Raw genomic sequence first — 21,604 nt, 5'->3', positions numbered from 1 at the left:
GCACCTGTAGTACCTGACCCGGGCGCACAGCGCCCGGGCATAAACAATAAAGCTGTACTTATTTTATTAGGGACATGACATGGGAATGAAGATGCCTTACTGGTGGCTTTCGTGCTGCCTGATCTCTGTACCCGCTCTCTGCGCGAACCCGGCGGCAACGATCAATACCGGACAACTTCGCGAAACGCAGGAACTCCCCTCACTGAATGGCCGCGTGGCGCCTGTCGCGGGCAATGCCGCCCCCGGCACGCTGCAGCTGAGCGACGCCGTTAACCGCGCCGTGACCTGGCACCCGGCGATTAGCGAAGCGGTGGGAAAACTCTACCAGCAGAGCGAAGAGGTGGACGTCGCGAAATCAAAATACTATCCACAGATTAATGCCGGAATGGACAACGGCTACAGCCATGACGGCGACGATAACGGCTTTACCCCGTCGCTGGTTCTTTCTCTCTCCCAGATGCTGTATGACTTCGGCAAAGTGGCAAGCCAGGTGCGTGCCGAAAGCGCCGGAGTGGCCCAGCAGCAGGCGAACGTGCTGGTGAGCATCGACACCATCGCCCATGATACCGCCATCGCTATGGTGCAGGTGCAAACCTGGCAACAGATGGTCGACACCGCCAAAGAGCAGCTCGACGCCCTCTCCTCGATTGGCAAGCTGACCCGCCAGCGTAACGACGAAGGGGCAACCTCGCTTTCTGACGTGGTACAGACCGATGCCCGCATCGAAGGGGCCCGCGCCCAGTTGATGCAGTACCAGGCCAGTCTGGACAGCGCCCGCGCCACGCTGATGAGTTTTCTCGGCTGGAATTCACTGAACGAGGTAGGAAACGATTTTCCGCAAAAGCTGGCCCGCAGCTGCGACGTCGCCGAGCCGGACGATCGTCTGGTGCCAGCGGTGTTAGCGGCATGGGCGCAGGCGAACGTCGCCCAGGCCAACCTTGACTATGCCGACGCGCAGATGACGCCCACCGTCTCGCTGGAGCCGGAGGTGCGCCATTACCTCAACGACCGCTACGCGGGAAACGAAACGCGGGATCGCACCCAGTACTCCGCGTGGGTGAAAGTGCAGATGCCGCTCTATCAGGGCGGCGGCCTCACCGCCCGGCGTAACGCCGCCGGACACGCGGTGGAAGCGGCGCAGTCCACCATCCAGCGCACCCGGCTTGAGGTACGCCAGAAGCTGCTGGAGGCGCGCAGCCAGGTGATGAGCCTGCTCAGTACACTGCAGATTCAGGGCCGCCAGGAGGCGCTCAGCGCCCGCACCCGCGAGCTGTACCAGCAGCAGTATCTTGACCTGGGCTCACGCCCGCTGCTCGACGTGCTCAACGCCGAGCAGGAGGTCTATCAGGCACGTTTCACCCAGCAGCAGACCCTCGGCCAGCTGCACCAGCTGCAGCTCAACTGCCTCTACAACACCGGGCAGCTGCGTCATGCGTTTGACCTTGATAACCGCACCATCCAGACCGTGGAGATCCAGCCATGAAGCAGCGTGAGATTCCGCAAGGTGAAAACATGACGGATGAGGCTCTGGTCCAGTGGGCGCAGGCTTTTGGCTTTGTCGCCACGCGCTACCGCGTTGCCTGCTCCCCAGGCGCCCTGCTGGCGGGCGCGCCGTGGCTGAAAGGCAAACCGATGGTACCCGCTCTTACTCAGCTTGCCCGTGAGGCGGGGCTGTCGTTTCAGCTGCTCACAGCCGATAAGGCGTCGCTCAACAGCTGGCGTCTGCCGGTAGTCGTGGCGCTGAACGACGGCAGGATCGGGGTGATCGAACACTTCGACGGCGACGATACGCTGGAGGTCAGCTTTTTCGACGACCAGACCTACACCAACCGGCTGTCGATGACGGGGATGTTGCCCGCCATCCGTCACGTTATCGCCCTGCGTCCACTGGCAGCGCTGAAGGACAGCCGGGTGGACGCCTATATCTCGAAATACCGACCGGACTGGCTCTACCGGCTGGTAATGCGCGACCTGCGCCCCTACAGCTGGGTGATGCTCGCCGCGCTGTTTATCAACGTGCTGTCGCTTTCGGGGATTGTCTTTTCTATGCAGGTATACGACCGGGTGATCCCCGCCCAGTCCTATCCGACGCTCTACGTCCTGACCATCGGGGTACTCATTGCCACCCTGTTTGGCTTCGTGCTGCGCGTGGCGCGCGGGCACATTATGGATCTGCTGGGCAAACGCTCGGATCTGCGCGTCTCGGACCGCGTTTTCGGTCACGCCCTGCGGCTGCGCAACAGCGCGATTCCGCGCTCCACCGGCAGCTTTATCTCACAGCTGCGCGAGCTGGAGCAGATCCGCGAGATGGTGACCTCCTCCACCATCTCCACCATTGTCGATCTGCCCTTCTTCCTGCTGTTTGTTGTCGTGCTGGCGATCATCGCCCCGCAGCTGGCGTGGATCGCACCGGTTGCCGCGGTGATCATGGTTTTGCCCGGCCTGCTGCTGCAGAAGAAGCTGGCGGCGCTGGCGAAGCAGTCGGCACATGAATCGACCCTGCGCAACGCGGTGCTGGTGGAGAGCGTGCAGGGGCTGGAGGACATCAAGCTGATGCAGGCGGAAAACCGCTTTTTGCAGCAGTGGAACAGCTATATCCAGATCACCGCGGAATCCGGCCTGCGCACCCGCGAGCTGACGCAGAACCTGATCAGCTGGGGAATGACTATCCAGAGCCTGGTTTACGCCGCCGTGATCGTGGTCGGCGCGCCGATGGTGATCGACGGCACCCTGACCACCGGTTCGGTGGTGGCCGCCTCAATGCTGGCCTCGCGGATGATTGCCCCCATGGCGACACTGTGCGGCGTGCTGGCCCGCTGGCAGCAGGTCAAAGCAGCAAAAGAGGGGCTGGACAGTATCATGCAGCTTCCCACCGAGAACCAGCGCGAAGAGACGCCAATCCGTCAGGACGTGCTGCGCGGGCACTATCTCTTTGAACAGGCGCAGTTCCGCTATCACCCGGAGGATCCGCGCATGGCGCTACGCATCAACCGTCTGGAGATCAAACCGGGCGAAAAAGTGGCGATCCTCGGTCGCAACGGCGCCGGGAAATCGACCCTGCTGCAGGCGATGGCGGGCGGAATGGATCTGGCGGCCGGCGAACTGCGACTCGACAACTTCAGCCTGCCGCATCTCGACGTCGCCGACGTGCGGCGCAACGTCGGCTTTATGACCCAGAACGCGCGGCTGTTTTACGGCACCCTGCGTGAAAACATCACCCTCGGCATGCCGCGCGCCACCGATGAAGAGATTTTCGAGGCGCTGGAGCTGACCGGCGCGGCGGGCTTTGTGCAGAAGCTGCCGAAGGGTCTCGACTACCCGATCATGGAAAACGGCGTGGGACTCTCCGGCGGGCAGCGCCAGTCGATTCTGCTGGCGCGTATGCTGCTGCGCGACCCGAATATCGTGCTGATGGATGAACCCACCGCGTCGCTGGACGAGCACACCGAGCGGGAGTTTATCCAGCGGCTGGGCGACTGGCTCGGCAACCGCACCCTGATCGTCGCCACCCATCGCGTACCGGTGCTGGAGCTGGTCGAGCGGGTGGTCGTGCTCAAGGATGGCATGCTGGTGATGGATGCCCCGAAAGCGCAGGCGCTGAACAACAGTCGCATGCAACAACAGCAGGCAGCCGCCGCAAGGGAGTGGAAAAATGAAAATCAGTCAGCGTGACGTTGCGGCAATGGACGATCTGGATAACGCCCTCGACTCCGAAAGCGGCTACACCGGCGCGCGTCGGATCGTGATTTTTTCGTTGCTGATGTTTGTGGTGCTGGGGGTCTGGGCGTGGTTTGGCGTGCTGGACGAGGTATCCACCGGCTCCGGGAAGGTGATCCCCAGCTCGCGCGAGCAGGTATTACAGTCGCTTGACGGCGGGATCCTCACCGAGCTGAACGTCCACGAGGGCGATCAGGTGCAGGCCGGGCAGGTACTGGCGCGCCTTGATCCTACCCGTTCCGAGTCGAACGTCGGCGAAAGCGCGGCGCGCTACCGCGCGTCTCTGGCTTCCAGCGCCCGCCTGTACGCCGAAGTGAACGATCTGCCGCTGAAGTTCCCCCCTTCGCTGGCGAAATGGCCGGTTCTGATTGCCGACGAAACGCGGCTCTTCAACTCGCGGCGTGCGCAGCTGGAGGATACCCAGCGGGAGCTGCGCGCTGCGCTCGATCTCGCCAATAAAGAGCTGGCCATCACCCAGCGGCTGGTGAAAACCGGTGCCGCCAGCCACGTGGAGGTGCTGCGCCTGCAGCGGCAGAAAAGTGATCTGGAGCTGAAGCTCACCGACGTGCGTTCGCAGTATTACGTGCAGGCGCGCGAGGCGCTTTCCAAAGCCAATGCGGAAGTCGATATGGTCGCGGCGGTTCTGAAAGGTCGTCAGGATTCCGTCACGCGGCTGACGGTGAAATCCCCGGTGCGCGGGATCGTGAAAAACATCAAGGTCACCACCATCGGCGGCGTGATCCCGCCCAACGGCGAGCTGATGGAGATTGTGCCGGTGGACGACCATCTGCTGATCGAAACCCGCCTCTCGCCGCGTGATATCGCGTTTATCCATCCAAACCAGGAAGCGCTGGTGAAGATCACGGCCTACGACTACGCCATTTACGGCGGGCTGCACGGCGTGGTCGAGACCATTTCCCCGGACACCATCCAGGACGAAGCCAAGCCGGAGGTGTTCTACTACCGGGTGTTTATCCGCACCAGCCAGGATTATCTGATGAATAAGGCGGGCAGGCGCTTCTCGATTGTGCCTGGAATGATTGCGACGGTGGATATCAAGACTGGTGAGAAAACGGTGCTGGATTACATGATTAAACCGTTTAACCGGGCGAAAGAGGCGCTGAGGGAGCGGTGAAAATTGTGGGGAAGGGTTTGGCCGCCCTTCCCCTCGTCCCTTTGGCGATGTTGGTCGTTAATGAACCAGTACGGCCTTCATTCATCACCTTATTAATCATATAACCACCTGCCAGCCTTTGCGGATTCGGCAAACATCCTGACGGTTAACGGCTTTGAAATCTGTTTTACGGGTTTATTAGTAAACCACTTCCTGAAAAACCATGTGCGAAACCAGGGGTAGTAAGCGTTGTAATTCATCAGCGTGATATCAACATGGAACTGAATACTGAATTTATCCATACAAAAGGCCAGATCATCATCTTCTGTATAATCCTGCAGGATATCATCTAACTGCAAGGGAATAAGTTTTCCGGTGAACGTTCCCAGCACCGGTAACTCATTCCGGAAAAATGTTAAAACGTCTTGTTCATTTACCATATGCGATCTTTCTTATGTGCAATCGTGTTGTATTTTATAAGTGTTTTATAGCATATTTGAGCCAAATCGCTGGCAACCAATGTCCAGCCGAGCACTGGCAGGCTTCTGCCAACAAAGGCTCCCAGATTTGTAACATACTTCGGTTTTAAGGTGGTAATGCTCGCTTGTGTTAACGTCGGTAATCTTACTGGTAATGCTACGTTGAGATATTGACGCAAATACTTTGAAGCTATCGAGGTGCCTGCTGTCGTTCCGTAGGGTTTATTTCTGGTCTTTAATAGCGGTAATCCTAAAATGATACAACTCATCATTACAGCATCCTCTATACCGCCAAACTGCTCTTCGATCACATCTAATAGAATCCAGAAAAATAATTCACCAGCCGATATATTGCAAATTCCTTTATAGAAATATGTCCCATTGAGTTCCTCGACCGTATCCATACATGCCTTCATATCAGTATTTATTAATCACATATACCTTACGCCACTTCAGCTGATATGTTGATAAAAGCGACCTTTATAAATTCCTAATTTCTCCCTGGCGTAATTTACACATACGACAACAGATAATGATTTATTGATTTGAACAATTATTAATGAAACACGTTATTTATTATCCATTTTTCTGAAGCAGCCTCGCAGAATGTTACTTCTTTTTTCACACCCTCTTTTGCTTAGGATTTAACGGGCGTATGTTTCTCCCACGCCAGCAAAATCTGGCGTCGGGATTGGCATCCCGGTTAAACTTAATGGCGGCGTAAGCGCTTGTTGCGCCGTGCGTCTGGCTACATTCCCATGTTGGGCTGGACGGGGGCGTCGCAAGACGCGCCGGTGTCCATTAAGGCCGGTAATGCCAACTCCGTTCAGTCCTGCCACCCGGGAAATTGGCATTTCTCTGGCAGTGTCTTAATCACTTAATGGAAACTGTCATATGACCACCAGCAACGCACTTTTCACGACCCCTTTCGACCACAATACCGACTTCACCGAACTTGCTGACAACTGCCAACGCTATTGCGAAGCGCTGGTGGAAGAGACCGATCCTGCAAGAAAAATAGCGCTCTGCGGTCGTCTTGCCTCAACTCTCGCCCTACTCCGCCCGCGTGATGGGGGATTTACTCTTTGAGCTGACGGGCTACTTTGCCGACCAGCTCACCGCCCCGCGCTGGCTGAGAACGGAGGCTGGCGTCGCGTTGCTGGGTTGAGTCTGGATTGCCGGGTGACGGCTTCGCCTTACCCGGCCTACATTCCCGTAGGCCCGTGCAAGCGTAGCGCCACCGGGCAACATGTATGAAGCATTCAATCCTCCGTTGAAAGGCTATTTTTCAATCCGGGTCAACAAACAATACAGGCTCGTATTTCGCTGGACAGCGGGTAAAGCAGACGATATCTACCTCTCTCCACACAAGTACACGCAACACAAGTGAGGCATCATCTATGACACTTCAGCAGGCACTCCGCAAACCCACCACGCCGGGCGACGTGTTGCAGTACGAGTACCTTGAACCGCTCAATCTTAAAATCAGCGATCTGGCGGAGATGCTTAATGTCCACCGCAACTCCATCAGCGCATTGGTCAATAACAATCGCAAGCTTACTGCCGATATGGCAATAAAACTGGCAAAAGCCTTTGATACCACTATTGAATTTTGGCTGAATTTACAACTGAACGTCGATATCCGGGAAGCGCAATCTAACTCCAGGACGCAGGAGGAATTAAGCCGTATAAAGACCGTTGCAGAAGTCATGGCTAAAAGGAAATCTGGTCAGCCGGATGTCGCCTGATCCAGCCACGCGCATTACCTTCGCCCAAAAGGGACGTCTTTAACCGCCCACTGTCCCGGCGTTTTACCGGTCCATGCTCTGAAAACCTCAATAAATGCGCTGACGCTGCTGTAACCGCACGACAGCGCGATCCACCCCACCGGTTTTCCCGCCGCGAGCCACTCCATTGCCTGCATAACGCGCGCCAGCTGCCGCCAGTTGACGAAGTTCATGCCGGTCCCGGCGCGAAACCGACGGTTGAACGTACGCACGCTCATCCCCGCCTGGCGGGCATGGTCCTCAACCGTCTGGTTATCATCGACGAACTGCAGCAGATGCCTGACCACGTGCTTCAGGCGCGAATCTGTCGGTACAGGCAGGTAATAACGGACCTGTGGCGCCAGGGCAAGTTCATCCAGCAGCAGAGCGAGCTTTCGCGGATCGCCTTCACTTCCTCCCGCGCTTACACGCGAAAAGAGCGCATGCGTGAGATCGTCGGGTTCGAAAAGCGCAGGCGCACCGGGAAGCGCAGCACACTGCTCAGGATCAAGGTAGATCGCGCAGCCTTCAACGGCGCTTTCCGCAAAAGCGGCGTGCTGCTGGCCGGGCGGGATCCAGCCGATATGTTTTGCCGGTACCACCGCGCGTCCCTGCTGCGTCTCAATCACCAGCAGCCCTGTTTGAATGCACCAGAGCTGGCCGGGATGATGGCTGTGCCACGGAGTACGATAGCCGCCGGGATGACTGAGTATCTCAGTGCTGAACATCGCATTTGACCGAAAATCGTTATTCATCGACGTATTACAGAAACTGCGCCTTCCTCTGTCAAGGATAATGGTGGCTCACCTACACAAGGAGTCATCATGCGTATTATTACATCCCTGCTCGACCCTGCAGAAAACAGCGCACAGCGCGAGAACATGGCCTGCCTGCTGACGGGTCTCTTTACAGGCGAAATCGATCCGGCAGAGGTATTCACTGCCGACTACCAGCAGTTCACAGACGGCCATACGCTTGATTATCAGGGTTTTGTGCAGCACCTGAACCACGTTCGCGCGCAGATCCGCGAGATCGCATTCACCGTGGAGGAGATAAGCTGCCAGAACCACCTTCTGGCAGACCGGCATATCGTAACGGTGACCTATCCGGAGGGTCATCAGGCCGTACTGGAGGTGTACATGTTTGCGGCACTGCGTGAAGGAAAAATCTGGCGGATCCATGAGGTCACGCGAGCCCTCAGCGGCAATGCCTCAGACCGCGCGCTGGCCCACGCGACACAGTAACGTTACTCCGCCGGGTTCAGGGCGACGCTGTTATACACCCCGACATAGCGCACAAACTTGCCGATAAATACGCCCGCAAAGACGCCGCCGGAGACAATTGCCAGCGCGCTCATCGCGGGCTGCTGCAGGGTCTGGGGAGAGATGGCGCTCATGACGCCCAGCACATATTTCACCCCAAACGCCAGCATCATAAACGGCAGCGCCGTGTAATCAGCCTGACGGAACAGGGTGCGCGGCGCATCCGTACGCGTGACAACCGTCCGCTTAATCAGGACATACCCCAGCGCCGCGCCGATAACGATCCCTGCGAACCACAGTGCTAACGTCACAAGGGTCAGCTGGCGATAGACCACCAGATCGTAGATATCCCAGACAAGAAAAATCCCTGGAATGATGGCAAGCCGCTCCAGGGTCACGGTCGCGGGCTTGCGGGCTTTTATGCCGCGAGAGAGAAGGAAGAGAAACAGCACCCACACCCAGACGGGGGTGTGCGTCACAACACCGATCAGAAATTCAAACATGGAGATCACCATGAACGATCGCGGCCTTGCCGCCCTGAACGCCTGTTGCGCATAACGGCAGAACCACCGTTATGCGCAGGTCTTTTACAGCGATTTTTTCAGGCGACGAACCGCCTCTTTCAGATCTTCATCCGTTGGCGTGACAAACGACATACGCAGCGTTGAAGGGTCTGGCTCATTGCAGTAGAAAAATTCGCCCGGTACAAAGACTACGCCATTACTTAACGTTTTTTCCAGCCAGCGGGTGGTGTTCATGCCGTTGTTCATTTTCGCCCACAGGAACATGCCGCCCTTTGGCTTGTGGAACGACATCACATCGCCCAGCTCCGCCTCCAGTTCCGTCGCGAAGGTCTGGAATTTCTGACGATAGGCCTCACGGATCATTTTAATCTGATCCGGCAGACGGCCGGTTTTCAGGTATTCGTAGGTCATCAGCTGCGACAGGGTGCTGGTATGCAGGTCAGTGGTTTGCTTCAGATTTACCACCGCGCGCTTCAGCCACTCCGGCACCAGCACCCAGCCTACGCGCGTGCCCGGCGCGAGAATTTTAGAGAAGGTGGAGGTATACACCACGTTCTCTTCGTTACCGATAGCTTTGGCATGGGCAAGTAACGGACGGAAGAGCTCATCGGTGTAGTTAATTTCGCTGTACGGATCGTCTTCGATGATCACGAAGTCATGGCGCTTCGAGAGTTCCACCAGCTTTTTACGACGCGCTTCAGAAAGCGTAACCCCGCCAGGGTTGCCGAAGGTCGGCACAATATAAACCGCTTTAATGGCTTTTTTGCTCACCAGCGCTTCGAGTTCGTCGACGATCATGCCGTCGCCATCAGTGCCTACGGATTCAAAATTCGCCTGCGCCAGGCCGAACACCTGCAGGGCAGCGAGATAGGTTGGGCGCTCGACAACGACGGTATCGCCGGGGTTAATCAACGCCCGCGCCAGCACGTCCAGAGACTGCTGCGAACCGGATGTCACTACCACGTCATCAGCTTTGCAGGCAATGCCGCGCCCTTCACAGATGCGCTGAATTTCTTCGCGCAGCCCCGGCACGCCTTCGGTCAGACCGTACTGAAAGGCTTCGCCAAAATGCTGTGAGAGTACGGAATCCGCGGCCATTTTCAGGCCTTCGTGATCGAATAAGGCCGGGTTAGGGATCCCCCCGCCCAGCGATATAACGCCTGCCATTTTGCTATGTTTTAATAATTCACGGATGGCAGATGATTGCAGGCCCTGCGCGCTGCTGGCGAGTTTATTCACAGACATTGTTTGCTTACCTTCTTTTTTTATAGTGTGCCCAATCTTAGCAGAATATGAGCGATAAATTCCGTAAGCTTAGGCAGCGGGCGTAAATCCTGGCGCCACAGCAGATGCACCGGCCTCGGCTGCGGGATGTAATTTTCCAGCACCCGTACCAGCCTGCCGCTTGCCAGCTCTTCCGCCACCAGCACTTCCGGCTGCAGCAACAGCCCCGCTCCGGCGCGTGCCGCCATCCGCAGCCCGTAACCGTCGTTGCATCTTAATACCGCATCCCGCTTCCAGCGCACCTCCCCTTCGACCCCCGGTAGCCGCCACTCGTTGCGCTCAGTCCATACGCTGTGGGAGAGGCAAAGGTGATTCACCAGGTCGGCGGGCGTTTGCGGCGTGCCGTAGCGCGCCAGATAGTCCGGCGCGGCGCAGATCACCATCCGGTATGGGCAGAGATATTTCGCCACCAGATCGTCGTGATGAATATCGCCAATGCGAATGGCCAGATCGACACCCTCCTCCACCAGATCCACCATCCGGTTGGTCAGGTCCAGCTCCACGCGCACGTCCGGGTAGCGCTGCAAAAACGTTGCGGTTAGCGGGGCAATAACACAGCCCCCAAACGAGGTGGGTGCCGTCACGCGCAGCGTACCGGCCGGCGCGGCGCGCAGACGCTCCACCGCGCTTTCGGCAATCGATACCTGCTCCAGCACCCGCTTTGCTTCGTCATAATAGACCCGTCCGGCGTCGGTCAGACTTTGCCGCCGCGTATTACGCTCCAGCAGACGGGTGCCGAGCTGCGATTCCAGCAATGCAATGTACTTCCCCACCATCACTGACGACATCTCCAGCCGGGATGCGGCACCGGTAAAACTGCCGCTTTCCACGACCGCGATGAAGGTCTCCATGCCGCGAAGCTTATCCATATTCCAAACCTCTGGTTAGCAATCTTCTAACTTTAGCCCAGTTTATCCGGTTTTTAATTTATTAAAGAATGGAGGCTCACAACAGAAGGAGTCGGTTATGAAAATCGTCATTATTGGTGCCAGCGGTACAGTGGGTCGTGCGGTAAGTGAAGAGCTGAGTCGTCGCCACGAGGTGATCCGCGTGGGCCGCACGCAGGGTGACTATCAGGTGGATATTACTTCGCAGGCAAGCGTCCAGGCGCTGTTTGAAAAAATCGGCCCGGTGGATGCCATTGTCTCCGCCAGCGGCGGACTCTACTTTGGCCCGCTCGTGACCATGAAGGACAGCGACTTCAATCAGGGCTTACAGGATAAACTGCTCGGCCAGGTGCGCCTGGCGCTGACCGGCCAGCACTACCTGAACGAAGGCGGCTCGATCACCCTGATAAGCGGCATCGTGGCGCACGAGCCGATCGCTCAGGGCGTGAATGCCACCACGGTGAATGCGGCCCTGGAAGGGTTTGTGCGCGCCGCGGCCTGCGAGCTGCCGCGCGGGATCCGCATCAACCTGATTAGCCCGACGGTGCTCACCGAATCCGTCGAAACCTACGATGGTTTCTTCCCGGGCTTCGAAAGCGTGCCTGCCGCGACGGTGGCGCAAGCCTATCGCCGCAGCGTGGAAGGCGTGCAGAGCGGGCGGGTGTATAAGGTGGGGTATTAAGCCTTTCGCGCGGCGATCAACACCAGCATCGGGCGTTCCGTCTCTTCGGCAAGCGCAGGCCAGGCGTCAATCTGCGCCTGCGTTGGGCCCCACTCGTTGACTTCACTTATCGTTAGCCCGGCCCTGATGAGCGCGTTAAGCGTGGTGCCCAGCGTGCGGTGATACTTGATCACCCCGTCTGCCAGCCAGTTGCTGACGCGCTTACCTTCGTTCTGATAGCGATTCACACCCCAGAACCGCTCGCCGTTGTCATCGGTCAGCCAGCCCTGACGCGTGGCGCTGGTGTAAATGGGGTGTTCCATCGAAAAGACCAGGCTGCCGCCGGGTTTGAGCGCGCGCTGAACCTTAGCAAACAGGGTGTCCAGCTCTGGCAGGTAGTGCAGCGCCAGGGAGCTATAGACCAGATCGAGGCTGTTCTCGTTAAGCGTCAGCGATTCGAGATCGCTACGCTGGTAGTGGATCCGGGCGTCATGCGTCAGCTCAGCGGCGCGGGCAAGCATCTTTTCTGAGATATCCACGCCGGTCACTTCAGACGCGCCCAGCTCACGCGCGGCGCGGCAGAACCAGCCGTAGCCACAGCCGAGATCGACAACCGATTTACCGGTGAGATCGGGCAGCATGCTTTTCAGCGCGGGCCACTCCGGCGCGCCGTCCAGCCCCTGTACCGAGCGCGGAAGCTGGGCGTAGCCTTCGAAAAACGCGGGGTTGTCGTAGATGTTTTGTGCCATGGCAGATCCCTCTTTAAGAATGTGCATAACAGTATACTGCATTGTCGGGTGGCGGCTTCGCCTTACCCGACCTACAAAATCTCCGAACCGTAGGCCGGGTAAGCGCAGCGCCACCCGGCTCGCTTTTAGCCCACCGAGCCCCAGACCAGATTGCCGTTATGGAAGGTCGCGGTACGCGGGGAAATGCGCGCCACGGCTTCGGCGGAACAGGAGGCGTCCACCAGCACAAAGCTGGCGTCGTCCTGCGCTTTCGGCCACACGCGCTCGCCTTTGTCGTTGAGCGGCAACACGTCGCCGGTGGCAATACCTAATGCGCGAGAGAGCGTCTGCTCGTTCGGACGGATGTAGAGCTGGGCATAAAGATTGGCTTTTTCCAGCATGTCCCCCAGGCCGTATGGCGACCAGTGGTCGATCACGCTGTCGGTGCCCGTCATCACAAACACGCCTTTATCCCGCAGCTGCTTCAGCGGCATATGCAACGTGCCAATTGGCACGGTAGAGGCGATGGTGACCTGCTGCGCCGCCATGCGGGTGGCGATCTCATCCACCTGCTGTTCGTTAAGCGTCGCCAGCGCAAAGGCGTGACTGATGGTCAGTTTGCCCTTCAGCGCCGGCGTTTTTTCCACGGTTTCCACCATGTAATTCACCGCCGCCACGCCCGCCGGGCTGGTTTCATGCAGATGAATATCCACCCCTTTGTCGTAGTCCAGCGCAATCTGGAACATGGTGTCGAGGGATTTCTCCATCGCGCCATCGACGTTGGTAGGGTCCAGCCCACCCACGTAGTGCGCCCCGGCCTGCATCGCCTCACGCATCAGCTTTTCGGAATTTGACAGCAGCAGCCCGTGCTGCGGGAAAGCGACGATTTCACAGTCAAAGCCGGGCTTGCGGCGCGATAAAACCGCCTGCAGGTTTTCCAGATTCTTCAGGCCGGAGGTCGGCTCGATATTGCAGTGGCTGCGGGCGATGGTAGAGCCTTTCGACTGGATGAGGTCGATCAGCTTTTCCGCCCGCGCCTGGGTGTACGGCTGCAGCTCCGGCAGCAGCTTCTGCTCAAGACGGATCATGTCCTGAATGGTGGTGCCCGCCGGGCGGTTGAGCGACCGCCATGGTCCGCCGTAAAAGGTTTTATCCAGGTGGATATGCATGTCGCGCATTGCCGGAAGCATCAGCTTGCCGCCCGCGTCATAGTGCGGCAGCGAGGCGACCGCGTGGCTTTTGTTGTCGCGCAGGGCGACGATCTTGCCGTCTTTAATCTCCAGCGTTTTCAGCTCAGTGCGGGTACTTGTCGCCACGCTGCCGTCAAAGTTGAACCCGGCTTCAAGCAGCACGTTGTCCAGATAGTAATGTTTTGCGGTGATGGTCATCGGTTTACCGGTCTCGCAGAGTGGCTTTGCGGAATCAGCAGCATACGCGACGGATCCGGTCGCGCCAAACAGCGCGCAGGCGGTGACCATTTTGCCGCTCTGGCTAATGAATTCACGGCGGCTTTTGTTCTCACTCATCTTATCTTCCTTCATTAACAATGTGGGTGCCGGTTTCCCCGCGCAGCGCGGCGGGCAGGCAGTCAGGCGAGGTGATGATCACGCGCTTGCCGCCGTGGTGTAAAAACGCCAGCGAGGCGACAATTTTGGGCAACATGCTGCCCGCCGGGAAATGTCCCTCTTCCATGTAGCGCGTCATCTGCGCCACGTTGACGGTGTCCAGCGCCTGCTGGCTCGGCTTGCCGAAGTTGACGCACACCTTCTCCACCCCGGTGGTGATAACCAGCACGTCGGCGCGGATCTCGCGCGCCAGCAGCGCGGTGGAGAGATCTTTATCAATCACCGCATCCACGCTCTGGTAATCGCCCTGCGCCGAGCGCACAACGGGGATCCCGCCGCCGCCCGCGCCGATCACCACAAAGCCTTTTTGCGTTAACGCTTTGATAGCCTCCGCTTCAACGATGCGCAGCGGCTGGGGTGACGCCACCACGCGGCGATAGCCCCGGCCTGAATCTTCAACAAAGTGCCAGTCCGGGTGCGCCTGCTGCAGTTCATCACGCTGCGCCTCACTGAAGAACGCGCCGATGGGTTTGGTCGGATGGCTGAAGCCGGGATCGTTTTTATCCACCTCCACCTGCGTGACGACCGTGACCGCTTTTTGCTCCCCGCGGGCGGCCAGGCGGTTGTTGAGCGCCTGCTGGATCAGATAGCCGATTCCTCCCTGCGTGTCCGCCACGCAGTTCGCCAGCGGCGTCAGCGGCAGCCCTTCCCGCTCGTGAGCGATTTCGGCGCGGCGCAGATCCAGCCCGACCTGAGGGCCGTTACCGTGGGTCAGCACGATGTCATAGTCCGAGGCCAGCATTTCCAGCACCGACTCTGCCACCGCTTTTACCGCCTGCGCCTGATGCTCGACCGACTGGCTGGCGTTGTCTTTGATAATGCTGTTGCCGCCAATGGCGACGACCATAAGCGCTTTCATACGTTTTCCTTCACAATCGGGCCGGGTTCGACGCTCGCCGTTTCGCGGCTATCCAGTACATGCTTCACCACAAACATACCGCCCATCATCAGGTAGGCCGTCACGAACATCAGCGAACTGCCTTCGGCAAAGCCCACTACCGGGGCGTGGATGACGCCAAACAGCGCCAGCAGCGCGCCCCCCGCAGCAGAGACAGCCCCGCGCAGCGGTTTGTTAATGATGGCAAAGATGGCGATACAGCCCCAGAGCATACTGGCCAGCGGCGCGCCGTTGCCGAGATGCATCAGCCCTTCGTAGTAGATCCCTTTGCTGTGCAGCACGTCGGTACCGATTTTCGCCGCACTTGTCCCGGCCGCGCCCATCACGCTGTTCATCATGGTCAGCGCCCAGTTGGCGATCCACGGGAACAGGCAGATGAAGATGACGGGGACCTCCACCTTCGGCGTTTCCCGCACCACCTGGTTGGCGGTGACGACGCCGATAAACACCAGAATCGGCACGATGGCGGTCATCGGAATGATGGCGAGCATAAACGCCCCCAGCCCGAACAGCGGCACGATGAACATGGTCACGCCGGAAGCCAGCGTGTAGCCGATGCTCGCCCCCATCGCTTTCCAGCCCGGATGGCCGACATAGACCGTGACCGGGAACGGGTTGCCCATCAGGCAACCAAGCATCGACGCCAGACCGTTCGCCAGCATCACTTTACGCGTCGGGTATTCGTCCCCCGCCGCGTGGGCGCTTTCGATGTTCTCCAGGTCAAAGATATAGTTCGCCAGGCCCAGCGGAACTGCCGAGGCAAGATACGGCAGCGCGTGCGGCAGCCCCTGCAGGAACCCTTCCACATGCACCTGCGGCGGGTTAAAGCCGAACGATGACATCGAGGCTTTAATCGCCTCCGGGCTTTGCAGGCCGGAGATCCACGCCAGGGCCGTGCCGGCAATCAGCAGCAGCAGCCCTGTCGGGATGCGGGCAAAAATGGGCTTTTTACCGAACCAGTTGATGAAGATCAGCAGCAGGACGATGAAGGACACGGTGGGCGCTTCGAACGCCTGCAGCATCGGGTTCATCGCCAGCAGCAGCAGGCCCAGGCCGGACAAGCACGACAGCAGTACGGTACGCGGGATCATCTTGCGGATGGTTTCCCCTAAAAACGAACCGCCCGCCAGGATCATCGCCTCAACAAAGCACCACACCAGGCCAATCTGAATGGCGAACTCCGCATCGCCCGTTTGCTGATATACCGGCATCAGGACTAGGAAGGTCACGGTAAAAATTGACGGCGCGCTGGGGCCGGACGGCAGCGCGGTCACATCCGTGCGCCCGGTCTGGCGCGCCATCTGCATGCCGAACCATGCGTAGCAAATACTCGCCGCCAGCACCGCCAGCCCGAAGGCGGGCGCAATGCGTCCATAAACAATCTCCTTCGGGATGCCGACGACAAAAATGAGCAACCCCATCATGGTCAGCAAATTGGTCAGGTTGTTGGTCATCAACCCGAAATAGGCCGCCCAGTCACCTCTTTTCCACTCCAGTTTCATGTTTTTCATGGATGCATGCCTTATAAAAAGTAGCGATCGCGGAAGGTCAACAGCGCCTTTTCAAAACAGCTAAACGGCGGGTGGACAATGCCCGCCCCAATCATGCCGATGCCCGCGTCTTTGTGGGCAATGGCGGTGTTGATGACCGGCAGAATGCCGCTGCCGGCGACTTTGGTGATGTCGATGGCGCTCGGGATGCCCATAAACGAGAGCAGCGGAATGGTGACGTTCGGGTTTTCGCCGAGGGTGATTTCACGCATCTGGCGGGAGAAGTCGATGGCTTCCTCCACCGTGCCACCCACAAGGGCGACAATCGCCGGGGCCGTTGCCATCGCAAAGCCGCCGATGCCGTAGGTTTCGGTAATTGCACTGTCGCCAATGTCCAGCCCGGAATCTTCCGGCTTATAGCCCGCAAACATAGGGCCAATCACCTGCTGCGCCGGGCCGGTGAACCACTGTCCCGGCAGGCCGGAAATGCGCAGACCAAACTCGTAGCCGTTACGCGCCATGGTGGTGACCACGGTGCTGTATTCAATGCCGTGGGCGGCATCCAGCGCGGCCTTACACATTGCCATCCACGTCGGGCCGGAGAAGTAGTCGCTGCTGGCAACAAACTCAAACACCTCGCGCTGCTGCTCAACCGGGTAGCCCGCCTGAATCAGCCCCGGCGTCAGCGCCTGGATCAGCAGCGTGGTGCCCGCGTTGTTGCGGTTGTGGCACTCATCGCCCATATGCAGCGCCTGGGCCAGCATCAGACGCAGGTCGATTTCACCGATAATCTTCATGGCATCGCGCAGCATCGGGCCGAGCACGTCGCGCATCCAGTTCAGACGGTCGATCACGCTCTGGTCGTTGGCGCCCATGCGCAGGATCTTCGCCATCTGCTCGCTGAGGTTGGTGAACGCGCGGTTGCCATAGGTTTTGTTCTCAACGATGTGCATAAACATCGACGCGGAGGTGACGCCCGCCATGGAGCCCACGCAGTCGTGCTCGTGGCACGGCGAGAAGGTGATCTCCCCGGAGGCCGCCAGCCTAGCCGCGTCCTCCAGATCCGTCGCCAGCCCTTCAAACACCAGCGCGCCGGTGACAGCACCCTTCATCGCTCCGCACATGTTTTCCCAGGTCACAGGCGGACCAGCATGCAGGATGGTAGTGCGGGTCATCCCCGGCACAACGTTAATCGCCTGGTCATAGCCCACCAGCACCGGATGAGACTGAATAATGCGCTCAAGAGCGAGTTGGTTGGCGGCGGCGATCTTCTCCGCCAGCGGTTTTTGTGCCAACTGGTCGAGCGCCTCAACAACCTGCATATTGCCCTGCCCCGGCGGCGTCCAGTCGAGCTGGGTGACGGGAACGTGCTGTTTTTTGAGATCGTCACTGAACATCGCGATGCCGACGTTAATCACGTCCAGCGGCTGGTTAAATAAAGTGGTCATTATGCTTTCTCCCCTTTGCAGACAAATTCACGGGCCAGTAATCCGGTGTTAGTGCTGCTGCTGGCCCAGATGACGCCGGCATCGGTGAGCCGCTGGCACTGCTGCGCCAGCGGCTGCGGATCCTGATCGGTACCCAGCACGTAGCCGAGGATCTCCAGCGGACGGTTATCGGCTTTCGCAATGGCCTGCGCCTCTTTGATGGCGTCGAGCATCACCCCAACCGGATCCTCGTGCGCGCCGAAGCCCAGCACGAAGTCCATCACAATCACCCCCACTTCCGGATCGCGCGCTTCCTGCAGCAGGCGGCTGATGCGGTTGGTCGGGTCGATCATCGGGTGCGGCTTGCCGTTGGTGAAATCGTCATCGCCAAAATCGAGGAAGGTATGGGCCTGGCTGACGTTGATATCGCGCAGGCGCTTCGCCGGATCCGGTTGAATGTTGCTGTAGACGTCGTCGAATTTTTCCAGCGCCGCGAACATCGCTTCATCGCACAGGGTGCCGCCGCAGAACAGGCCGCGAATGTATTTCTGCTGCGGGGTCAGGCGGGCGCGCACCGCTTCAATCAGCGGCCAGTTGAGCGGGTGCAGGTCCAGGGAGGTTTTTTTAATGCCGGTGAGCAGGACGGCCTTCAGGGCCGCCTCTTTGGTACCGCGCGCAAACTGCAGCCCGTCTTCATCTGCTGGCGGCTCATTGCGCCCAAGGAAACAGACGACAACGGGCTTGCGGCAGGCGCGCGCCCGGGCCAGCACTTTTTCGGCCACGGCGGGGGCCGGCGGCTTGGAGATCAGCGCAATCACCTCTGTGCCCTCGTCGGCCTCCAGCATCCCGATGGCGTCGAGCATCATCAGGCCGCCGATCTTCTCGCTGAGATCGCGCCCGCCGGTGCCAATCAGCTGCGATACGCCGCCGCCAAATTCATGGATGCGCACGCTCAGCTCCTGGCTGCCGGTACCGGAAGCGCCGACAATCCCAATGGGCCCGCGGCGTACCGCGTTGGCGAAGCACAACCCCGCGCCGTTGATAATGGCGGTACCGCAGTCTGGCCCCATCATCAGCAAGCCTTTCTGGTGAGCCAGCTGCTTCAGCGCCAGCTCGTCGTCGAGCGACACGTTATCGGAGAACAGCATCACGTTAAGATTGTTTTCCAGCGCCTGGCGCGCTTCACGGGCGGCAAAGGTCCCGTTGACCGAAATGACCGCAAGATTGGCATCAGGACGATGGGTTTTGGCGCTGGCAATCGTGGCGTAGCGTGCTTCATGGGCCCCCTGGCGTTCTTTACGCGTGAACAGCGCCTCAATTGCCGCCAGGGTTTCATCATTGGCCGCGTCGCCTTTAATCACGATCATCAGATCGCCGTTTTTAGCCTCATTTAATTCCGGCGTTAACAGTCCGAGGTTTTTTAAGACGCCTTTATTCATCTCCGTCGCCATGGCCACAAAGGCCTGCTCGACGCCCGGCAATTTATTGGCTTTGGTGGAAACGGACATTAATGAGACGGAGTCAAAATACGTGTTCTTTTTAATCACGATTTTCGTGGGCATTATTTTCTCCTGAGAGCGGATAAAAGGGGGCCGCCGTCGTGCGAAATACACGTCGGTAAAAATGCGTTTTTAATTACTGGCCAGCCGGAAAAGGCTGGCCGAATACGTTATGCGCCCGCCGCCAGCAGCAGGTCGGCTATCTCGTGGTAGCCTTTTTCCCGCGCCAGTTCGAGCGGCGTTTTGCCGTATTTGTCGGTCATATGCGGGTTCGCGCCGTGTTCCAGCAGCAGCTTCACAATCTCCTGCTGCTTCGCTCCGCCGTCATTTAATACGATGGCTTCCAGCAGCGGCGTCCAGCCGACAAAGTTGGTGTGGTTGACGTTAATATCGGTTTTTTCCAGCAGCTCACGCACAATGTCCACGTGCCCTTTTTCACTGGCAGGGGTAATGCCCACGCCGCCGAAGCGGGTCAGGCGGTCGAGGTCCGGGTTCGCGGGTAATATCAGCCGCAGGAGGGTGATATCGTTGGTCAGGCAGCTAATCAGGAAGGGGTTAAAACAGGTCTGGTCCTGTTTATCAATATCCGCGCCGGCATCAATTAATAAGGACACGCAGGAATAATGTTTGTTCAGGCTGGCAAGAATAATCGCGGTTCTTTTCTGACGGTTGGTGGCGTTAATATCCACGCCTTTCTCCAGACAGGCTTTTAGCGCGTCGGCATTGCCCTGCTCTGCCGCCAGCAGAAATTCAGTAACGAGTTCGTTCGCAGACATAAAGACTCCCGATGATGTGTTGCTGATGACCTGAGAATAGCAACAGCCCTTTCAGAAAAGAATCCGCTTAAAAATCATTCATCGACAGTCAATTCATTGTTGAGTTAAATTCAATAGTTCAGCTAAAACGTGCGTCTGTGCAACCTTTTCCTTATGGCTGGCCGCTTTTTATCGCCGCAGACGGCATTGTTCTTATGGCTGATAAAGCCTTGCACGACAAGGCCTGTAGTAAATCATCAGAACTGTGACCGACGTCAAATACCGTGTTGCGAGGCTGTTAAAATATGTTCAAAACTGATGGCAACCTGGAGCCGTAATATGAATTCGATCTTTACTGAAGAGAATTTGCTGGCCTTCACGACCGCGGCACGTTTCGGCAGCTTCAGCAAGGCGGCTGCCGAACTGGGCGTTACCACTTCGGCCATCAGTTACACCATTAAGCGGATGGAGACCGGGCTGGACGTGGTGCTGTTTGTCCGCAACACGCGCAGCATTGAGCTGACCGAGTCCGGTTTTTACTTTTATCGCAAAGCGACCGACCTGCTGAATGATTTTCATGCCATCAAGCGCGGAATTGATACCATTTCTCAGGGCATCGAAGCGCGGGTGCGCATCTGTATTAATCAGCTGTTATATACCCCGCGCCATACCGCGCGGCTGCTGCAGGTGTTGAAAAAACAGTTTCCTACCTGCCAGATCACCGTCACCACCGAGGTGTATAACGGCGTCTGGGACTCGATCATTAATAACCAGGCCAATATCGCCATTGGCGCCCCGGACACGCTGCTCGATGGCGGGGGGATTGATTACACCGAGATCGGCGCCATCCGTTGGGTGTTTGCCATCGCGCCGGAACACCCGCTGGCCTTCGTCCCGGAACCGATAGCGGAGAGCCAGTTGCGCCTGTATCCCAACATCATGGTGGAAGATACGGCACATACCATTAACAAGAAGGTTGGCTGGCTGCTGCACGGACAGGAGGCGATTCTGGTGCCGGACTTTAATACCAAATGCCAGTGTCAGATTCTGGGGGAAGGGATAGGATTTTTGCCGGAATATATGGCGCGGGAAGCGGTGGAAGACGGGCTGCTGGTGACGCGACGTATCAATAACCCGCGTCAGGACTCGCGCATGCTGCTCGCCACGCAGCATGCCGCAACCGGCCAGGTCACGCGCTGGATCAAACAGCAGTTTGGCCCACAGGGCGTGCTGACCGGGATCTACAGCGACTTACTCTGGCGCGCTTAGCTTTTGCTTTGTACCCAAAACGCGTGAATGAGGCCGGGGAAGTAGCCCAGCAGCGTCAGAAGAATGTTGATGATAAACGCCCAGCCAAGCCCTTTGCCCAACAGAACGCCCAGCGGCGGCAACAGGATGGTAAAAACAATACGCCAAAAACCCATAAAAACTCCGTACAAGCTAATCCATTGAAAATAATAAAAGAACACCCTCTAAGCGTAGTCAGTT

General features: G+C 58.2%; 21 protein-coding genes and 2 pseudogenes. 9 read left to right on the top strand and 14 right to left on the bottom strand.

Translation table 11 applies throughout. The annotated features are described in order from the left end of the window. The first annotated feature begins 79 nt into the window (after positions 1–79). The 3 genes from GM298_RS07010 to GM298_RS07000 are packed head-to-tail and all read left to right on the top strand — an operon-like array spanning position 80 to position 4,852. Positions 80–1,483: a TolC family outer membrane protein gene (locus tag GM298_RS07010; RefSeq protein WP_047959294.1), complete on the top strand. Its 1,404-nt coding sequence runs from the start codon at positions 80–82 to the stop codon at positions 1,481–1,483. Beyond that, positions 1,480–3,672 (top strand): type I secretion system permease/ATPase, encoded by a 2,193-nt coding sequence (locus GM298_RS07005; protein ID WP_047959295.1) that lies wholly within the window; start codon positions 1,480–1,482, stop codon positions 3,670–3,672. The genes GM298_RS07010 and GM298_RS07005 overlap by 4 nt, the downstream gene beginning before the upstream one ends. A gap of 10 nt (positions 3,673–3,682) precedes the next feature. After that, positions 3,683–4,852 (top strand): HlyD family efflux transporter periplasmic adaptor subunit, encoded by a 1,170-nt coding sequence (locus GM298_RS07000; protein ID WP_266153852.1) that lies wholly within the window; start codon positions 3,683–3,685, stop codon positions 4,850–4,852. Positions 4,853–4,944: 92 nt separating this feature from the next. Here the strand turns inward: GM298_RS07000 and GM298_RS06995 are convergent, their stop codons facing one another. Beyond that, positions 4,945–5,271 carry a DUF1493 family protein gene (locus tag GM298_RS06995; protein WP_262783931.1) on the bottom strand — a complete coding sequence of 109 codons (327 nt, stop codon included), beginning with the start codon at positions 5,269–5,271 and terminating at the stop codon, positions 4,945–4,947. After that, entirely contained in the window at positions 5,265–5,714 is a 450-nt protein-coding gene (locus tag GM298_RS06990) for an STM2901 family protein (protein ID WP_266153836.1), read from the bottom strand. The genes GM298_RS06995 and GM298_RS06990 overlap by 7 nt, the downstream gene beginning before the upstream one ends. A 490-nt stretch (positions 5,715–6,204) precedes the next feature. On the opposite strand from GM298_RS06990, the pseudogene GM298_RS06985 reads away from it, so the two are divergent. The 3 genes and pseudogenes from GM298_RS06985 (at position 6,205) to GM298_RS06975 (ending at position 7,058) form a co-directional block, all read left to right on the top strand. Further along, a pseudogene (locus GM298_RS06985) lies at positions 6,205–6,478 on the top strand (hypothetical protein). 66 nt (positions 6,479–6,544) lie between these two features. Then, positions 6,545–6,700 (top strand): annotated as a pseudogene (locus tag GM298_RS06980) (type II toxin-antitoxin system RelE/ParE family toxin); the annotation flags it as partial. A gap of 10 nt (positions 6,701–6,710) precedes the next feature. After that, positions 6,711–7,058 carry a HigA family addiction module antitoxin gene (locus GM298_RS06975; protein ID WP_025759703.1) on the top strand — a complete coding sequence of 116 codons (348 nt, stop codon included), beginning with the start codon at positions 6,711–6,713 and terminating at the stop codon, positions 7,056–7,058. 14 nt (positions 7,059–7,072) lie between these two features. On the opposite strand, the gene GM298_RS06970 is transcribed toward GM298_RS06975, so the two are convergent. Beyond that, positions 7,073–7,831 (bottom strand): AraC family transcriptional regulator, encoded by a 759-nt coding sequence (locus tag GM298_RS06970; protein ID WP_266153835.1) that lies wholly within the window; start codon positions 7,829–7,831, stop codon positions 7,073–7,075. 69 nt (positions 7,832–7,900) lie between these two features. On the opposite strand from GM298_RS06970, the gene GM298_RS06965 reads away from it, so the two are divergent. Then, a complete protein-coding gene (locus GM298_RS06965; RefSeq protein ID WP_266153834.1) occupies positions 7,901–8,320 on the top strand; it encodes a nuclear transport factor 2 family protein in 420 nt (139 codons plus the stop codon). 2 nt (positions 8,321–8,322) lie between these two features. Here GM298_RS06965 and GM298_RS06960 read toward each other — a convergent pair whose 3' ends face one another. The 3 genes from GM298_RS06960 to GM298_RS06950 all read right to left on the bottom strand — a co-directional run bounded on the left by GM298_RS06960 (position 8,323) and on the right by GM298_RS06950 (position 11,015). Continuing rightward, positions 8,323–8,841 carry a DUF6622 family protein gene (locus tag GM298_RS06960; protein ID WP_266153833.1) on the bottom strand — a complete coding sequence of 173 codons (519 nt, stop codon included), beginning with the start codon at positions 8,839–8,841 and terminating at the stop codon, positions 8,323–8,325. Positions 8,842–8,925: 84 nt separating this feature from the next. Next, entirely contained in the window at positions 8,926–10,107 is a 1,182-nt protein-coding gene (locus tag GM298_RS06955) for a PLP-dependent aminotransferase family protein (protein WP_266153832.1), read from the bottom strand. A gap of 20 nt (positions 10,108–10,127) precedes the next feature. Beyond that, a complete protein-coding gene (locus tag GM298_RS06950) occupies positions 10,128–11,015 on the bottom strand; it encodes a LysR family transcriptional regulator (RefSeq protein ID WP_047959299.1) in 888 nt (295 codons plus the stop codon). A 97-nt stretch (positions 11,016–11,112) separates the two neighbouring features. Here GM298_RS06950 and GM298_RS06945 point away from each other — a divergent pair, with 97 nt between their 5' ends. Continuing rightward, entirely contained in the window at positions 11,113–11,715 is a 603-nt protein-coding gene (locus tag GM298_RS06945) for a short chain dehydrogenase (protein WP_262783937.1), read from the top strand. Here GM298_RS06945 and GM298_RS06940 read toward each other — a convergent pair. The 7 genes from GM298_RS06940 to GM298_RS06910 all read right to left on the bottom strand — a co-directional run bounded on the left by GM298_RS06940 (position 11,712) and on the right by GM298_RS06910 (position 20,137). Further along, positions 11,712–12,443, bottom strand: coding sequence for a class I SAM-dependent methyltransferase (locus GM298_RS06940; RefSeq protein WP_266153831.1), 732 nt, complete (start codon positions 12,441–12,443; stop codon positions 11,712–11,714). The genes GM298_RS06945 and GM298_RS06940 overlap by 4 nt on opposite strands. Before the next feature lie 125 nt (positions 12,444–12,568). Beyond that, positions 12,569–13,948, bottom strand: a complete 1,380-nt coding sequence (locus GM298_RS06935; protein ID WP_025759713.1) for an amidohydrolase family protein — start codon at positions 13,946–13,948, stop codon at positions 12,569–12,571. A 1-nt stretch (position 13,949) separates the two neighbouring features. Continuing rightward, positions 13,950–14,906 carry a carbamate kinase family protein gene (locus GM298_RS06930; protein WP_266153830.1) on the bottom strand — a complete coding sequence of 319 codons (957 nt, stop codon included), beginning with the start codon at positions 14,904–14,906 and terminating at the stop codon, positions 13,950–13,952. Continuing rightward, a complete protein-coding gene (locus tag GM298_RS06925) occupies positions 14,903–16,456 on the bottom strand; it encodes a xanthine permease (protein WP_266153829.1) in 1,554 nt (517 codons plus the stop codon). Before GM298_RS06925 ends, GM298_RS06930 begins: the two co-directional genes overlap by 4 nt. 11 nt (positions 16,457–16,467) lie before the next feature. Further along, positions 16,468–17,883: a DUF1116 domain-containing protein gene (locus tag GM298_RS06920; protein WP_025759716.1), complete on the bottom strand. Its 1,416-nt coding sequence runs from the start codon at positions 17,881–17,883 to the stop codon at positions 16,468–16,470. After that, a complete protein-coding gene (fdrA, locus tag GM298_RS06915) occupies positions 17,883–19,424 on the bottom strand; it encodes an acyl-CoA synthetase FdrA (protein ID WP_262783940.1) in 1,542 nt (513 codons plus the stop codon). Before fdrA ends, GM298_RS06920 begins: the two co-directional genes overlap by 1 nt. Positions 19,425–19,531: 107 nt before the next feature. Next, positions 19,532–20,137 (bottom strand): ankyrin repeat domain-containing protein, encoded by a 606-nt coding sequence (locus GM298_RS06910; RefSeq protein WP_025759719.1) that lies wholly within the window; start codon positions 20,135–20,137, stop codon positions 19,532–19,534. A 318-nt stretch (positions 20,138–20,455) separates the two neighbouring features. On the opposite strand from GM298_RS06910, the gene GM298_RS06905 reads away from it, so the two are divergent. Then, a complete protein-coding gene (locus GM298_RS06905) occupies positions 20,456–21,385 on the top strand; it encodes a LysR substrate-binding domain-containing protein (protein WP_025759721.1) in 930 nt (309 codons plus the stop codon). Here the strand turns inward: GM298_RS06905 and GM298_RS06900 are convergent. Continuing rightward, positions 21,382–21,540 carry a YqaE/Pmp3 family membrane protein gene (locus tag GM298_RS06900; protein ID WP_008502562.1) on the bottom strand — a complete coding sequence of 53 codons (159 nt, stop codon included), beginning with the start codon at positions 21,538–21,540 and terminating at the stop codon, positions 21,382–21,384. The two genes, GM298_RS06905 and GM298_RS06900, sit on opposite strands and share 4 nt — an antisense overlap. Positions 21,541–21,604: the final 64 nt, after the last annotated feature.

Source organism: Enterobacter sp. HSTU-ASh6, from assembly GCF_026319105.1.
Classification (GTDB): domain Bacteria; phylum Pseudomonadota; class Gammaproteobacteria; order Enterobacterales; family Enterobacteriaceae; genus Enterobacter; species Enterobacter sichuanensis.
This window is presented reverse-complemented; position numbering and strand designations above follow the sequence as displayed.

Bases quoted from the DNA above. Each gene is read 5' to 3' on its own strand.
- GM298_RS07010 (WP_047959294.1), top strand. From the start codon at position 80: ATGGGAATGAAGATGCCTTACTGGTGGCTTTCGTGCTGCCTGATCTCT.
- GM298_RS07005 (WP_047959295.1), top strand. From the start codon at position 1,480: ATGAAGCAGCGTGAGATTCCGCAAGGTGAAAACATGACGGATGAGGCT.
- GM298_RS07000 (WP_266153852.1), top strand. From the start codon at position 3,683: ATGGACGATCTGGATAACGCCCTCGACTCCGAAAGCGGCTACACCGGC.
- GM298_RS06995 (WP_262783931.1), bottom strand. From the start codon at position 5,271: ATGGTAAATGAACAAGACGTTTTAACATTTTTCCGGAATGAGTTACCG.
- GM298_RS06990 (WP_266153836.1), bottom strand. From the start codon at position 5,714: ATGGATACGGTCGAGGAACTCAATGGGACATATTTCTATAAAGGAATT.
- GM298_RS06975 (WP_025759703.1), top strand. From the start codon at position 6,711: ATGACACTTCAGCAGGCACTCCGCAAACCCACCACGCCGGGCGACGTG.
- GM298_RS06970 (WP_266153835.1), bottom strand. From the start codon at position 7,831: ATGAATAACGATTTTCGGTCAAATGCGATGTTCAGCACTGAGATACTC.
- GM298_RS06965 (WP_266153834.1), top strand. From the start codon at position 7,901: ATGCGTATTATTACATCCCTGCTCGACCCTGCAGAAAACAGCGCACAG.
- GM298_RS06960 (WP_266153833.1), bottom strand. From the start codon at position 8,841: ATGTTTGAATTTCTGATCGGTGTTGTGACGCACACCCCCGTCTGGGTG.
- GM298_RS06955 (WP_266153832.1), bottom strand. From the start codon at position 10,107: ATGTCTGTGAATAAACTCGCCAGCAGCGCGCAGGGCCTGCAATCATCT.
- GM298_RS06950 (WP_047959299.1), bottom strand. From the start codon at position 11,015: ATGGATAAGCTTCGCGGCATGGAGACCTTCATCGCGGTCGTGGAAAGC.
- GM298_RS06945 (WP_262783937.1), top strand. From the start codon at position 11,113: ATGAAAATCGTCATTATTGGTGCCAGCGGTACAGTGGGTCGTGCGGTA.
- GM298_RS06940 (WP_266153831.1), bottom strand. From the start codon at position 12,443: ATGGCACAAAACATCTACGACAACCCCGCGTTTTTCGAAGGCTACGCC.
- GM298_RS06935 (WP_025759713.1), bottom strand. From the start codon at position 13,948: ATGAGTGAGAACAAAAGCCGCCGTGAATTCATTAGCCAGAGCGGCAAA.
- GM298_RS06930 (WP_266153830.1), bottom strand. From the start codon at position 14,906: ATGAAAGCGCTTATGGTCGTCGCCATTGGCGGCAACAGCATTATCAAA.
- GM298_RS06925 (WP_266153829.1), bottom strand. From the start codon at position 16,456: ATGAAAAACATGAAACTGGAGTGGAAAAGAGGTGACTGGGCGGCCTAT.
- GM298_RS06920 (WP_025759716.1), bottom strand. From the start codon at position 17,883: ATGACCACTTTATTTAACCAGCCGCTGGACGTGATTAACGTCGGCATC.
- fdrA (WP_262783940.1), bottom strand. From the start codon at position 19,424: ATGCCCACGAAAATCGTGATTAAAAAGAACACGTATTTTGACTCCGTC.
- GM298_RS06910 (WP_025759719.1), bottom strand. From the start codon at position 20,137: ATGTCTGCGAACGAACTCGTTACTGAATTTCTGCTGGCGGCAGAGCAG.
- GM298_RS06905 (WP_025759721.1), top strand. From the start codon at position 20,456: ATGAATTCGATCTTTACTGAAGAGAATTTGCTGGCCTTCACGACCGCG.
- GM298_RS06900 (WP_008502562.1), bottom strand. From the start codon at position 21,540: ATGGGTTTTTGGCGTATTGTTTTTACCATCCTGTTGCCGCCGCTGGGC.